Annotated in this window: 12 protein-coding genes and 2 pseudogenes; all 14 read right to left on the bottom strand. The window is 72.8% G+C overall.

The window, feature by feature from the left end; all coding sequences use genetic code 11:
* Positions 1-454: 454 nt before the first annotated feature.
* Entirely contained in the window at positions 455-1,471 is a 1,017-nt protein-coding gene (locus ACXKR8_RS41915) for a hypothetical protein (RefSeq protein ID WP_458269751.1), read from the bottom strand.
* A gap of 169 nt (positions 1,472-1,640) precedes the next feature.
* A complete protein-coding gene (gene nusB / locus ACXKR8_RS41910; protein ID WP_458269750.1) occupies positions 1,641-2,081 on the bottom strand; it encodes a transcription antitermination factor NusB in 441 nt (146 codons plus the stop codon).
* 2 nt (positions 2,082-2,083) lie between these two features.
* A complete protein-coding gene (efp, locus tag ACXKR8_RS41905) occupies positions 2,084-2,650 on the bottom strand; it encodes an elongation factor P (RefSeq protein WP_458269749.1) in 567 nt (188 codons plus the stop codon).
* Positions 2,651-2,741: 91 nt separating this feature from the next.
* A pseudogene (locus tag ACXKR8_RS41900) lies at positions 2,742-3,864 on the bottom strand (M24 family metallopeptidase).
* A 64-nt stretch (positions 3,865-3,928) separates the two neighbouring features.
* Complete coding sequence (locus ACXKR8_RS41895; RefSeq protein ID WP_458269747.1) at positions 3,929-4,645, bottom strand: AAA family ATPase; 717 nt, start codon at positions 4,643-4,645, stop codon at positions 3,929-3,931.
* Between the two features lie 113 nt (positions 4,646-4,758).
* Positions 4,759-5,190, bottom strand: a complete 432-nt coding sequence (gene aroQ, locus ACXKR8_RS41890; protein ID WP_458269746.1) for a type II 3-dehydroquinate dehydratase — start codon at positions 5,188-5,190, stop codon at positions 4,759-4,761.
* A pseudogene (aroB, locus tag ACXKR8_RS41885) lies at positions 5,187-6,297 on the bottom strand (3-dehydroquinate synthase). The gene aroQ and the pseudogene aroB overlap by 4 nt, the downstream one beginning before the upstream one ends.
* Positions 6,294-6,821: a shikimate kinase gene (locus ACXKR8_RS41880; protein WP_458269744.1), complete on the bottom strand. Its 528-nt coding sequence runs from the start codon at positions 6,819-6,821 to the stop codon at positions 6,294-6,296. Before ACXKR8_RS41880 ends, aroB begins: the two are co-directional and overlap by 4 nt.
* The gene (gene aroC, locus ACXKR8_RS41875) at positions 6,818-8,002 is read right to left on the bottom strand and encodes a chorismate synthase (protein ID WP_458269743.1); all 1,185 of its coding nucleotides are present in this window, start codon (positions 8,000-8,002) and stop codon (positions 6,818-6,820) included. Before aroC ends, ACXKR8_RS41880 begins: the two co-directional genes overlap by 4 nt.
* 105 nt (positions 8,003-8,107) lie before the next feature.
* On the bottom strand, positions 8,108-8,929 hold the full coding sequence (locus ACXKR8_RS41870; RefSeq protein WP_458269742.1) for a shikimate dehydrogenase: 822 nt from the start codon (positions 8,927-8,929) through the stop codon (positions 8,108-8,110).
* Positions 8,929-10,647, bottom strand: a complete 1,719-nt coding sequence (gene mltG / locus ACXKR8_RS41865) for an endolytic transglycosylase MltG (RefSeq protein WP_458269741.1) — start codon at positions 10,645-10,647, stop codon at positions 8,929-8,931. The genes ACXKR8_RS41870 and mltG overlap by 1 nt, the downstream gene beginning before the upstream one ends.
* Positions 10,648-10,847: 200 nt before the next feature.
* Positions 10,848-11,372 carry a Holliday junction resolvase RuvX gene (gene ruvX, locus ACXKR8_RS41860; protein WP_458269740.1) on the bottom strand — a complete coding sequence of 175 codons (525 nt, stop codon included), beginning with the start codon at positions 11,370-11,372 and terminating at the stop codon, positions 10,848-10,850.
* Positions 11,369-14,044 (bottom strand): alanine--tRNA ligase, encoded by a 2,676-nt coding sequence (gene alaS / locus ACXKR8_RS41855; protein WP_458269739.1) that lies wholly within the window; start codon positions 14,042-14,044, stop codon positions 11,369-11,371. Before alaS ends, ruvX begins: the two co-directional genes overlap by 4 nt.
* Complete coding sequence (locus ACXKR8_RS41850; RefSeq protein WP_458269738.1) at positions 14,044-14,394, bottom strand: DUF6167 family protein; 351 nt, start codon at positions 14,392-14,394, stop codon at positions 14,044-14,046. The genes alaS and ACXKR8_RS41850 overlap by 1 nt, the downstream gene beginning before the upstream one ends.
* Positions 14,395-14,399 lie beyond the last annotated feature (5 nt).

The raw sequence follows: 14,399 nt of genomic DNA, 5'->3' as shown, positions 1-14,399 counted from the left end.
CAGGACCTTGCCGAGCGCTACATCGCCAGCTGGAACGAGACCGACCCGGCCGCCCGCCGGGCCCTGGTGGCGGAGCTCTGGGCCAAGGACGGCTGCTATAACCGACCCGCTGGTCGCCGCCGAGGGCCGGGACGCCGTGGACGCCACCCTGGCCGCGGTGCAGGCCCAGTTCGCCGGGCTGGTGTTCACCCTCGGCGGCCCGGTCGACGCCCACCACGACATCGCCCGCTTCACCTGGGAGCTGGGCCCGGCCGGCGGCGAGGCGCTGTTCGTCGGCTTCGACGTGCTGGTCGCCGACGCGGACGGGCGGATCAAAGAACGTGCACGGCTTCCTCGACCGGGTGCCCGCCGCCTGACGGTGCGCCACCCCCGCGTCCCTCCGCGCGGAGCTGCTCCCACAGCCCCGCGCGGAGCCCAGCATTGCAGCGGTATCCACCGCTACTTCGACGTCGGGTCAGTCCAGCGCGATCTCGTCCAGCGGGAAGCCCGGTGCCGCCTCGGCGCCCGGGAGGCAGACCGCGATCCAGGAGACGGCCGGCACCGACAGGTCGAGCAGCACGTCGGCGGCGTTGCGCGGGTGGAAGCCCCGGTCCACGGCGCCGCCGTCGAAGCCCCAGCCCCAGGCCACCGAGCCGCGCTGCTCGCACATCCCGGACAGCAGCGCCCCGCCCGGCAGTCCCAACGCGTAGCCGGTGCAGAGCAGCGAGCAGAACAGGTCCAGATCCGCGTCCTCGATCCGCAGCACCGCGCCGCCGGACCCGGCCCCGGCCCCGTCTTCGGGACCCGCCCCGGGACGCTCCAGCAGCAGGTCCGCCCAGGCCTCCACCGGGCTCTCGCCGGCCGGCTGCAGCGCGCAGACCAGCCGGAACCTGCCGGGCCCCGCCCCCAGCAGCATCCGCCGCAGGGTCTCCGCCCCGCGCTCGTAGGCCGCCCGCAGCGGCTCCTCGGGGAACACCCCGGTCGCCGCCGCCTCGGCGGTCTCCGCGAGCATCCGCTCCAGCCTGCGGTGGACGAGTCCGCGCCGCCGGGCCCGGACCAGCCGGCCCAGGAACTCGTCCAGCGGCTCGTCCTCGTAGCAGACCCATTCGACGTCGGCGTCCGGGTCGGCGGTGTACGCGGTGTGGCTCTGCGGGTCGGCCAGCGACAGGCCCCGGCGCTCGCAGTACTCGACCAGGTCGCCGGGGTGGAAGGCGCGGCCCCTGACCGTGCCGCCGGACTGCCGGATCCGCTGGATCAGCCCCTCCATGTCGTGCAGGTAGACCGCGAAGGAGGTGTACTCGGTGCCGCCGTCGCGGCGCAGCTCCTCGAAGTCCTCGCGGCTGGTGATGATGCCGATCAACCGGGGCCCGGGCGCGGCCTCCGGTGCGCACGGCCGGGAGCGGGGCTCGGCGGCGCGGCGGGACGTGCCGGGGCAGGAGGCGGGCGCGGCGGTCCTGGCGGTCGGACGGGTGCGGGCGTGCCTGGCGGCCATGGAGGCTCCTCGGGGCGGTGCGGGTACGTCACTGCCGTCCTCCCCCGCCCCGTCCGCCGCAAGCGCACGCTGTGTCACAGAACTGTCACCATGGGTGATCACACCCGATCGACGAAAGGCCCGGTGCGCTCCCCGCGGGGAGCGCACCGGGCCTTCTGGGGTGCCTTCGTCAGTCGCGGGTGGCGCGCAGCGAGGGCTTGAGGTCCAGGAGCCGGGCCAGCAGACCGTTGACGAACGCCGGGGAGTCGTCGGTGGAGAACTCCTTGGCGATCTGGACCGCCTCGTCCAGGACGACGGCGTCGGGGACGCTGTCCACCCAGATCAGCTCGTACGCGCCAAGGCGCAGCACATTGCGGTCCACGATGGGCATCCGGTCCAGCGTCCAGCCCACCGCGTAGGTGGAGAGCAGGTCGTCGATCCGGGCGGCGTACTGGGTGTAGCCCTCGACCAGCTCCATCGTGTACTCGCTGACCTGCGGCGTGCCCTCGTCCGGGGTCCGGGCGCGGCGCACCCAGTCAGCGAGGACGGACTGCGGGGCGACGCCCCGGTGGTCCGCCTCGAAGAGGATCTGGAAGGCGCGCGTGCGGGCCTTGTTGCGTGCGGTGGACACGGTTAGCTGTTCACCCGGCCGAGGTAGTCGCCGGTGCGGGTGTCGACCTTGATCTTCTCACCGGTGGTGATGAACAGCGGGACGCCGATCTCGTGGCCGGTCTCCAGGCGGGCGGGCTTGGTGCCGCCGGTGGAGCGGTCGCCCTGGACGCCGGGCTCGGTGTACTCGATGACCAGCTCGACCGAGGTCGGCAGCTCGACGTACAGCGGCGAGCCCTCGTACATCGCGACGGTGGCCTCGAAGCCCTCGAGCAGGTAGTTGGCGTTGTCGCCGAGCACCGTACGGGTGATGTTGATCTGCTCGTAGGTGTCCAGGTCCATGAAGACGAAGTCCTCACCGTCCTTGTACGAGAACTGCATCCCGCGCTTGTCGACGCTGGCCGTCTCGACCTTCACGCCGGCGTTGAAGGTCTTGTCGACGACCTTGCCGGACAGCACGTGCTTCAGCTTGGTACGCACGAAGGCCGGGCCCTTGCCGGGCTTGACGTGCTGGAACTCGACGACGGACCAGAGCTGGCCATTGTCGAGCTTGAGCACCATGCCGTTCTTGAGGTCGTTGGTGGAAGCCACGGTCGCACTAACTCCTGTGATATATCGCTGTCTGTCAAGGAACGGATCGATCCCAGCACCAAGAAAACGGTGTCCGCGGACCCCCGGGGGGTCACAGGGCGAGGAGCTCCTTGGTGGTGATGGTGAGCAGCTCGGGGCCACCGTCCGCGGACGGTCGCACGACGAGCGTGTCCTCGATCCGGACCCCGCCCCTGCCCGGGATGTACACCCCGACGCCGACGGTTACCGGCACACGATTGTCAAGCTTACCCAACTCCTGGGGACCGAGATGCGGCTGCTCCCCGATCTCGAGCCCGACGCCCCCTCCCACCCCCTCCGCGGCCCCGGTTTCCCGGTCCTGCGGACCGTCGATTCCGGCCGCGTCGAGGACCCGCCGGGCGGCCCGGTCGGCCTCGTCGCAGCCGCTGCCGACGGCCAGCGACTCCCGGGCGGCCCGCTGCGCGTCGAAGACCCGGCGGTGCAGCTCCGCCTGCCAGTCGGCCGGGCTCAGGCCGACCACGAAGGTACGGGTCACCGCGGTCCGGTAGCCCCGGTAGCAGGCGCCCAGGGCCACCGTGAGGAACTCCCCGTCCTCGACCCTGCGGTCGCCGGGGACGTGCCAGGCCAGGCCCGAGTGGTCGCCCGCGCCGACCCGGGCCGGGAAGGCGGCGCCGTCCGCGCCGTGGTCGATCATGCGGCGCTCCAGCTCCATCGCCAGGTGCCGCTCGGTGCGGCCGACCATGATCGACTCCAGCAGCTCGCCCAGCGCCTGGTCGGCGATCTCCCCGGCGATCCGCAGAAAGCCGATCTCGCCCTCGTCCTTGACCGTGCGCAGCTGCTCCACCGCCGGGCCCAGATCCTGGAGCGGCCCGCCGCCGGCCGCCGCGGCGACGGCCCGGTGCCGGGTGACGGTGAGGTCGTGCTCCTCCACCCCGAGAACGCGACCAGTGGCGCGGGCGGTGCTGCGGGCGGCCGGCGCCTCGGCCAGCACCACCGCCGGGTCCTCGCCGGCCGGGACCGGGACGCAGTCGAGCCCGCCGTCGGAGTCCGCGGCGCGCACCGGGACCGGCGGCGCGACCAGCGCGGCGTCCCGGGTCAGCAGCAGCGCCTGCGCCTCCGGCGCCCCGGTCAGCCAGCGGACGTTGGCGGGGCGGGTGACCAGGGCGGCGTCAAGACCGGCGGCGCTGCACCGCGCGCGGAGCCGGGTCGCGGCGTTCTGCGTGGACTTCGGCCATGCTCCGAGCGTAGGTACGCCCGGCCGAAGCCGCCGCTCGGCACGCTCCTACGGAGTAGAGGTCGCTACCAGGGCTGCGGCTGGGCCAGGCTGCGGGCGACGACCTGGTCCAGCGCGGCTGCGGTGCCGGGCACGTCCAGTCGGGAGTTGTCGATGATGGTCAGCCCGGAGCCGTACCAGCCGGCCATCCGGCCGTGGATCCGGGCCACCTCCTCGTCGGCGAGGCGGCGGACGCCGGAGCGCTCGGCGTTGCGGGCCAGCACCACGTCCAGGCCCGGCAGCAGCACCACCGGGAGCAGGGCGGGGCCGACATGGCGCTTCCAGCCGCCGAGGCCGATCGCCGGGCGGTCCGGGAAGACGGCGTCGTCGATGATGCAGGAGATGCTGTTGGCGAGGTAGTTCCTGGCCGCGAAGCCGCAGGTCCGGCGGGCCAGCCGGTACTGCGCCTCGGAGTGCTCGTTCCAGCCCGACTGGGGGTTGGCGAAGCCGGCGCGGACCCATTCGCGGACGTCGTCCAGGCTGATGTGCGCGGTGGGGGTGCCCCGGTGGTCGGCCCAGTAGCGGGCGACCGAGGTCTTGCCCGCGCCGGCCGGGCCGATCAGCAGCACCGCGACCGGGCCCAGCGGCTGGGGGTGCGGCTGCGCCATGCCCGGCGGCGGCGCGTCGGGCATGGCGAAGTGCCCGGTGGCGGCGCTCTCCGGGACGGCGCGCAGCTGCAGGGTGGCCCGGGGCGGCCCCGGCGTGGGCTCGGGCAGGCTGCCCTGGTAGTGGCCCTCGCTCACCGTGCCCACCTCCTGCTTCCGTCGACCCTGTTGCCTGGGCCGACGATATCGTGCCGCTGCCCTGTCGACGAAGAACGCCTACCCCGGGTTCCCGGCCGCAGCGCCGGGCGCCCTCAGACCAGCGCGCGCAGGGCCAACTCGTAGGAGCCGATGCCGAATCCGGCGATGGTGCCGGAGGCGACCGCGGAGATCACCGAGGTGTGCCGGAACTCCTCGCGGGTGTGCGGATTGGAGATGTGCACCTCGATCAGCGGCGCGGTGCGCTGCGAGGCGGCGTCCCGCATCCCGTACGAGTAGTGGGTGAACGCGCCGGGGTTGATCACCACCGGCAGCTTTCCGTCGGCGGCCTCGTGCAGCCAGCGGATCATCTCCCCCTCGTCGTTGGTCTCGCGGACCTCGACCGCCAGGCCCAGCTCCTTGCCGAGCGCGGTGCAGCGCTCGACCAGCCCGGCGTAGGAGGTGGAGCCGTAGACGTCGGGCTCGCGGCTGCCCAGCCGGCCCAGGTTGGGGCCGTTCAGCACCAGCACCCGCTGCGGCTCGCTCACTCGCCGGCCTCCCTGGCGACCTCGACGTAGGCGGCGACCAGCAGGGTCGGGTCGGGGGCCTCCAGCACGGTGGGCTTGGCCAGGCCGTCCAGGACGATGAAGCGCAGCATGTCCGCGCGGGACTTCTTGTCCAGCTTCATCGTTTCCAGCAGCTTGGGCCAGGCCTCGGCCTGGTAGGTCAGCGGCAGTCCGACCGAGGCCAGCACCGCGCGGTGCCGGTCGGCCGTGGCGTCGTCCAACCGCCCGGCCAGCCGCCCGAGTTCGGCGGCGAAGACCATGCCCACGCTGACCGCGGCGCCGTGCCGCCACTTGTAGCGCTCATTGCGCTCGATGGCATGGGCCAGGGTGTGGCCGTAGTTGAGGATCTCCCGGCGGCCGGACTCCTTGAGGTCGCCGGAGACCACCTCGGCCTTGACCTTGATGGAGCGCTCGATCAGCTCGGCGGTGTGCGGGCCGGTCGGGCTGGTGGCGGCCTGCGGGTCGGACTCGACCAGGTCCAGGATCACCGGGTCGGCGATGAAGCCGGTCTTGATCACCTCGGCCAGGCCGCTGATGTAGTCGTGCCGGGGCAGCGACTCCAGGGTGGCCAGGTCGGCCAGCACCCCGGCCGGCGGGTGGAAGGCCCCGACCAGGTTCTTGCCCTCGGCGATGTTGATGCCGGTCTTGCCGCCGACGGCCGCGTCCACCATGCCCAGCAGCGTGGTCGGCATGGCGATCCAGCGGATTGCCGCGCAGCCAGGACGCGGCCACGAAGCCGGCCAGGTCGGTGGTCGCGCCGCCGCCGACCGCGACGATCACATCGGTGCGGGTGAAGCCGGTCTGCGCCAGCACGGACCAGCAGTAGGCGGCCACCGTCGCGGTCTTGGCCTCCTCGGCGTTGGGCACCTGCAGCGCGATGGCCTGGTAGCCCTGCGCCTTGAGGTCGTCGGTGATCGCCTCGCCGGTCGCGGCCAGCGCCTCGGGGTGGATCACCGCCACCCGCTGCGCGGAGGTGCCGATCAGCGCGGGCAGCTCGCCGAGCAGCTGGTGGCCCAGCAGCACGTCGTAGGGAGCGGTGCCTGCTGTACCGCCGACCCGGATCCTCGTGGTGCGGTGATTCTCCGTCATGCCTTCTCCAGCTCAAGGGCGTTGAGGACGGCCTCGGCGACCTGATCGGGCGTCAGCCCGTCGGTGCCGACCACGGCGCGGGCGACCTCGGTGTACAGGGGACGGCGCTGCGCCATCAGCTCGCGCCAGCGGGCCCGGGGGTTGCCGATCAGCAGCGGACGCGGGGCGTCCAGGCCGACCCGCTTCACCGCGTCGTGCAGGGTGACCTCAAGGAACACCACGGCGTGGCCGGCCAGCAGGGCCCGGGTCTGCTCGCGCAGCACCGCGCCGCCGCCGAGCGACAGCACCCCCTCGTGCTCGCGCAGGGCGGCGCGGACCGCCTCCGCCTCCAGCTCGCGGAAGTGGGTCTCGCCCTCGTCGACGAAGATGTCGGCGATCGGCTTGCCGGAGAGGGCGACGATGTCACTGTCGGTGTCGCGGAGCCCCACCCCGAGCCGGGCCGCCAGCACCGCGCCGACGGTGGACTTGCCGCAGCCGGGCGGGCCGACCAGCACCACCAGCGGGCCGGTCCTGGCCGGGCTCACCGGACCACCAGGTGGTCGAGGTAGCCCTGGACGTTGCGCCGGGTCTCGCTGACGTTGTCGCCGCCGAACTTCTCGCAGACCGCGTCGGCCAGCACCAGCGCGACCATCGCCTCGGCGACGATCCCGGCCGCCGGGACGGCGCAGACGTCGGAGCGCTGGTGGTGCGCCTTGGCGACCTCCCCGGTCCGCACGTCGATGGTGGCCAGGGCGCGCGGGACGGTGGCGATGGGCTTCATCGCGGCCCGGACCCGGAGCAGCTCACCGGTGGAGAGGCCGCCCTCGGTGCCGCCGGAGCGCCCGGAGGTGCGGCGCACGCCGTTCTCACCGGGGACGATCTCGTCGTGGGCCTGCGAGCCGGGGACCCGGGCCAGCTCGAAGCCGTCGCCGACCTCGACGCCCTTGATCGCCTGGATGCCCATCAGCGCCGCGGCGAGGCGGGCGTCAAGCCGGCGGTCCCAGTGCACGTGCGAGCCGAGGCCGACCGGGACGCCGTAGGCGAGCACCTCGACCACGCCGCCCAGGGTGTCGCCGTCCTTGTGGGCCTGGTCGATCTCGGCGACCATCCGCTTCGCGGCGTCGGCGTCCAGGCAGCGCACCGGGTCCTCGTCGAGCCGGGCCTCGTCGGCGGGGACCGGGATCACCCCGGCCGGGGCCTTGGCGCCGCCCAGCTCGACCACATGGGAGACCAGCTCGATGCCGCAGGTCTCCTTGAGGTAGGAGCGGGCGACGGCGCCGAGGGCGACCCGGGCCGCGGTCTCCCGGGCGCTGGCGCGCTCCAGGATCGGCCGGGCCTCGTCCAGCGAGTACTTCTGCATCCCGGCCAGGTCGGCGTGGCCGGGGCGGGGCCGGGTGAGGGCCTCGTTGCGGCCGAGGCCGGCCAGGATCTCCGGGTCGACCGGGTCGGCCGACATCACCTGCTCCCACTTGGGCCACTCGGTGTTGCCGACCATGATCGCGACCGGGCTGCCCATGGTCAGGCCGTGCCGGACCCCGCCGAGGAAGGTGACCTGGTCCTGCTCGAACTTCATCCGGGCACCCCGGCCGTAGCCGAGCCGACGACGCGCCAGCGCCTCCGCGACCGCTGCGGAGGTGATCGGGACGCCGGCCGGGAGGCCCTCCAGCGTCGCCACGAGTGCGGGGCCGTGCGACTCCCCCGCCGTCAACCAGCGCAAGGTACCCAACGGTGCTCCTCAAGATTCCGGACGTAGGTCGCCTTGATCCTCCCACGCCGGGCACCGGAGTTGGGAACCGGTCCACGGGACGGACGCCCGCCGGGGCAGTTCGGATCAGCCCGCCAGGGCCGCCTCGCCCGCGGCGCGCATGGCGGCCAGCGGGCCCGGGGTGATGCCGGTGAACAGCTGGCACTGCAGCAGCGCCTGGTGCACCAGCAGGTCGAGCCCGCCCAGCACGGTGCCGCCGCGCCGGGCCCAGGCGGCGGCGAGCACGGTCGGCCAGGGGTGGTAGAGCACGTCGAACAGCGCCCCCGGCGACTGCGGCACCGCGTCCGCCAGGTGGTCGGTGGCCCCGACCGTGGTGGTGGAGACGGTCAGCGGGGTGCGGAAGGCCTCGGCCGCGCGCTCCCAGGGGGCGGTGGCCACCTTGACGCCGATCCGCTCGCCCAGGTCGCGCATCTGCGCGGCCCGCTCCGGGCTGCGGACATAGGCGGTGATCTCCCCGGTGCAGACCTGCCCCAGCGCGGCCAGCGCCGAGGAGGCGGTGGCGCCGGCGCCCAGCACCGCGGCGCTGTCCACCGTGTCCACCCCGCGCTCGCGCAGCGCGGCGACCAGCCCGGGGACGTCGGTGTTCGCGCCGGTCCTGCGGCCGTCCGGGTGGAACAGCACGGTGTTGACCGCGTCCACCGCCAGGGCGGTGTCGCTGACCTGGTCCAGCAGCGGGATCACCACCCGCTTCAGCGGCATGGTCAGCGAGAGCCCGGCCCAGCCCTCGCCCGGGACGTCCAGCTCCTTGAGGAAGCCGGCCATCCCGGACTCGGCCACCTCGAACCTGTCGTAGCGCCACTCGGTCAGCCCCAGCGCCGCGTACGCCGACCGGTGCAGCACCGGGGAGAGCGAGTGGGCGATGGGCGAGCCCAGGACCGCCGCGCGCATCAGGTGCACGCTCCGGCGACCGGGTCGAAGCCCTGGTGGTGCGCGGTGCAGTACTGCTTCACATAGACCTTGAACTGGTCGAAGGTCTGGGTGAAGCGGGTGTCGGTGGGCGACAGCGCGATGAAGTACGCCCAGTTCCCGGGGGTCGGACTGAGCACCGCCTGGATCGCCGCGTCACCGGGGTTGCTGATCGGGCCGGGCGGCAGCCCCTTGTTCACATAGGTGTTGTAGCCGCCCGCGCTGTCGTTGTTCTTCTGGGCGTTGGTGAAGTGGGTGCTCTTCAGCGCGTACTGCAGCGTGGTGTCGAGCTGCAGCTTGCCCTGGGTGTCGTCGGTGTTCAGCCGGTTGTAGAGGACCCGGGCGATCTGGCCGAAGTCCTTCGAGTTGTTGCCCTCCGCCTGCAGGATGCTCGCCTCGATCAGCACCTGGTAGCCGGAACTGAGCTTGACCGCGGACGCCCCGGAGTCCATGCCGAGCGAGTCGAACTTGGCGGTCGCGGTGGCCACCATCTCCTTCAGCAGGTCGTCCGCCGTCATGCCCTTGGGCACCGAGTAGCGGGCCGGATAGAGGAAGCCCTCGATATTGCCGTGGGCGAAGGCGGGCAGGCCCAGCTTGGCCACGTCGGCCTTGGCCGCGGCCGCGGCGGCGCCCTTGGGCAGGCCCAGCTTGGCGTCGATCAGCGGGTAGATCTTGGCGGCCTGCAGGCCCTCCGGGACGATCAGCGCGTCGCCGCCGTTGGCCTTCACCAGGAAGGCCACCGCGTTGGCCGCGGACATCTTGGTCGGCATGCTGTAGGCCCCGGGCTGGATACCGGTCGCCTTGGAGTTGTCGTTGTAGGCCTTGACGAAGGCGGCGGAGCTCTTGACCACGCCGTCGGCCTGCAGCGTCTTGCCGATGTCCGAACCGACGTCGCCGTCCTTGATGATCACCGACACCGAGCCGGTACCGGCGCCCTGGTAGTCCGGCGGCGGCCCGAAGTGGGTCTTGTACACGCCGTAGCCGACGTAGCCGAGGCCGGCCAGGACCGCGGCCATCAGGAGGGCGATGCCGAGGCAGGCTCCGCCGCTGCGCTTGCGCTCGGTGCGGCCCTGCTGCTTGCGGCGGCGCTCGCCGGAGCGGCTGTCGTCCTCGGCGGCGAGGAAGGGCTGGTACTCGTCCTCGTCGGCGGCATAGCCGTCGCCGTGGTCCGCCGCCGGCTGCGGCTCCTGGTACACCGGCGTCTCGCCGACCGGCTCCTGGTACGGGTCCTGCTCCTGCGCCTCCAGCGCGGCGGCCTCGGCCTCCCAGTCGATGCCGTCTGGGCCCAGCACCGGGGCGGGCGCGGGCTGTTGGGGCTGGGGCTGTTGGGGCTGTTGGGGCTGGGGCTGTTGGGGCTGGGGATGCTGCGGGTAGCCGGGCTGCTGCGGCTGGGGGTACTGCGGCTGCTGCGGATACCCCTGCTGGGGGTAGCCGGGCTGCTGGGGATGCTGCGGGTAGCCGGGCTGGGGCTGCGGCTGCTGCGGGTAACCAGGCTGGGGCTGGGGCTGCGGCTGCTGGGGATAGCCGGGCTGCTGCACCGGATGCTGTCCGGTCCCGTACGGGTCCTGCGGGTCGCCCCAGCCGGGGGGCGGCTGCTGCTGCGGATATCCGACGGATCCCGCGTAGGGACTGGGATTGCCCTGCTGAGGGCGGCCCTGTCCCCGCGGCTCGGCTCCGTAGCCCCGGTCCTGGTCGGTCATGCTTCCCCTTGGACGACGTGGCGACCGGCATCCCCTCCGGCCGGACGGGACTTCCCCGCCGACGATCGAACCGGCGTGCCATCGGCGCGCCGTGATGCGGAACGTTACCCTAAGGCACCACAGGCCACGCGCCGCAATAGGACAAATCATCCGTTTTCCCCGGGCGGGGACGCGGCAGCGCGCCGATGGTATGACCTACGTCACCCTTCTGGCGCAATGGTGGAAGGGTCGACCACCTCGACCGCCTGACCTGCCGGGAAGCCGGTCGACTTCTCCCGCTCGAGCGCGCTCTGCAGGATCACCACGGCCGCGGCCTGGTCGATCACCGAGCGCCCCTTCTTGGCCTTCACCCCGGAGGCCCGCAGCCCCTGGGTCGCGCTGACCGTGGACATCCGCTCGTCCACCAGCCGCACCGGGACCGGCGCCGGCCCGGCCGCCAGCCGGGCCGCCAGCTCGCCCGCGTACAGCCGGACCTTGGCGGCGGCCGGGCCCTCGCCCCCGTTCAGCGAACGGGGCAGGCCGACCACCACCTCGACCGCCTGGTACTCCTCCACCAGCTCGACCAGCCGGGCCTGCGAGCGGCGACCGGCCGGGACGGTCTCGACCGGGGTGGCCAGCATCCCGTCCGGGTCGCTGGAGGCCACCCCGATCCTGGCGTCGCCGACGTCCACGCCGATCCGCCGCCCGCGCCGGAAGCCGGGCCCTTGGACTGGAGCGCGGCTCATGCCTGTCCGACCTCACGGCGCACCGCGGCGACGGCCTCGTCCACGGCGCCCGGGTCGGTGCCGCCGCCCTGGGCCACGTCGTCCTTGCCACCGCCGCCGCCGCCGAGGGTCTTGGCAGCGACCCGGACCAGCGCGCCGGCCTTGATCCCGCGGCCGCGGGCCGCCTCATTGGTGGCGATCACGGTCAGCGGACGGCCGTTCACCACGCTGAACACCGCGACCACCGCGGGGCGGTCGCCGGCGCCGTTGGCGAGCCTGGCCCGCACGTCCAGCACCAGCTTGCGCAGGTCGTCGGCCGAGGTGCCGTCCGGCACCCGGGCGGCGACCAGCGCCGTCCCGGCCAGGTCCTCGGCCTGTGCGGCCAGACCGGCCGCGGCCTGCAGCACCTTCTCGGCGCGGAAGCGGTCGATCTCCTTCTCGGCCTCCTTGAGCTTGCCCAGCATTCCGGCGATCTTCTCCGGGAGCTCCTCGGGACGGCCCTTGACCAGCTCGGTCAGCTGCGCCACGACGGTGTGCTCACGCGCCAGGAACTTGTAGGCGTCCACGCCGACCAGCGCCTCCACCCGGCGCACCCCGGCGCCGATCGAGGACTCGCCGAGCAGCTTCACCAGGCCCAGCTGGGCGGTGTTGGCGACATGGGTGCCGCCGCACAGCTCCTTGGAGTAGTCACCGATGGTGACCACCCGCACCGCGTCGCCGTACTTCTCGCCGAACATCGCGATGGCGCCCTGCTTGCGGGCCTCGTCCATGGTCAGCACCTCGGCGGTGACGTCCAGCTCGCGGGCCAGCACCTCGTTGATCTTCTGCTCGACATCGGTCAGCACCGAGCCGGGGATGGCCGTCGGCGAGCCGAAGTCGAAGCGGAAGCGGCCGGGCGCGTTCTCCGAACCGGCCTGGGCGGCGGTCGGGCCGAGCGCGTCCCGCAGCGCCTGGTGGGTCAGGTGGGTGGCCGAGTGGGCCCGCGACACCGCGCGGCGCCGGTCGGCGTCCACCTGGGCGTGCGCGGCGGCGCCGAGGGTGATCTCGCCGACCAGCACGCTGCCCTTGTGCACGGTCAGCCCCTTGACCGGCTGCTGCACGTCGCGGACCTCGACCACCGCGCCGGAGTCGAAGCGGATCCGGCCGTGGTCGGCGAGCTGGCCGCCGCCCTCGGCGTAGAAGGGGGTGCGGTCCAGGATGACCTCGACCTCGTCGCCCTCGGTCGCGGCCGGGGCCGGCACGCCGTCCACCAGCAGGCCGACCACGCTGGCCTCGCCCAGGGTGGAGGCGTAGCCGGTGAAGTCGGTGGTGCCGGAGCGGTCGGCGACCTCGCGGTAGGCGGAGACGTCGGCGTGGCCCATCTTCTTGGCCTTGGCGTCGGCCTTGGCCCGGTCCCGCTGCTCCTTCATCAGGCGGCGGAAGCCGTCCTCGTCCACCGAGACGCCCTGCTCGGCGGCCATCTCCAGGGTCAGGTCGAAGGGGAAGCCGTAGGTGTCGTGCAGCTGGAACGCCTTGTCCCCGGCCAGGACCGTGCCGCCGCCCGCGCGGGTGTCGCCCACCGCGGTCTCCAGGATCGCGGTGCCGGCCTTCAGGGTCTGGTTGAAGCTGGCCTCCTCGCCCAGGGCGACGGTCTCGATCCGCTTGCGGTCGGTCGCCAGCTCCGGGTACTGCTGCCCCATGGTGCTGATGACGGTGTCGACCAGCTCGCCGACCACCAGGCCCGGGGCGCCGAGCAGCCGCATATTGCGGATGGCGCGGCGCATGATCCGGCGCAGCACATAGCCGCGGCCCTCGTTGCCGGGGGTGACCCCGTCCCCGATCAGCATCACCGAGGTGCGCATGTGGTCGGCGACGACCCGCAGCGACACGTCCGAGCCCTTGGCCGCGCCGTACTGGACGCCGCTCAGCTCGGTGGCCTTGTCGATCACGACCCGCAGGGTGTCGGTCTCGTACATGTTCTGCACGCCCTGCAGGATCATCGCGAGGCGTTCCAGGCCGAGGCCGGTGTCGATGTTCTGGGCCGGGAGGTCGCCCAGGATCGGGAAGTCGTCCTTGCCGTCGCCGGCGCCGCGCTCGTACTGCATGAAGACCAGGTTCCAGATCTCCACATAGCGCTCGTCGTTGACGGCCGGGCCGCCCTCGGCGCCGAACTCGGGGCCGCGGTCGTAGTTGATCTCGGAGCAGGGGCCGCAGGGTCCGGGGACGCCCATGGACCAGAAGTTGTCCTTCTTGCCCAGGCGCTGGATCCGCTCGGCCGGGACGCCGATCTGCTCGCGCCAGATCGACTCGGCCTCGTCGTCGTCCAGGTAGACGGTGATCCAGAGCTTCTCGGGCTCCAGGCCGAAGCCGCCGGCCTCCAGCGGGGAGGTGAGCATGTCCCACGCGTAGCGGATCGCCCCCTCCTTGAAGTAGTCGCCGAAGGAGAAGTTGCCGCACATCTGGAAGAAGGTGCCGTGCCGGGTGGTCTTGCCGACCTCCTCGATGTCCGGGGTGCGGACGCACTTCTGCACGCTGGTGGCGCGCTTGAAGGGCGGCTTGACCTCGCCGAGGAAGTAGGGCTTGAACGGCACCATGCCGGCCGGGACCAGCAGCAGCGTCGGGTCGTCTGCGATCAGCGACGCCGAGGGGACCACGGTGTGGCCGCGCTCCTCGAAGAATCGCAGCCAGCGGCGGCGGATCTCAGCCGACTCCATTACAGGTCCTCATTCCGGTTGTACGGGGTGATATCAGTAGAAGTAGAGGGCACGGCGGGCTGGATCTCCACCCGTTTCCGCACCTGTCCGCGCAGCACCTGCGCCTCGGATCCGGCGGCGAGCACGCTGCCGTCCAGGCCGAGCTGGCGGTTGAGCTGCAGCTCGCGCTGCAGCATCCCGGCGCGCACCTCGCCCGCGAAGGAGCGTGCTGCCGCGCCGAGGTCGACCGCGCCCTGGGCGGCGCTGTCGGCCAGGCTGCCGGGGGTGATGCTGCGGGCGACCTGCTGGGCCTTGTGGTAGGTCCACACGGTCGCGCCCGCGCCCACTGCCATCCAGAAGATCCGGCGCATCGTCC

This window comes from Streptacidiphilus sp. PAMC 29251, from assembly GCF_054208735.2.
This window is presented reverse-complemented; position numbering and strand designations above follow the sequence as displayed.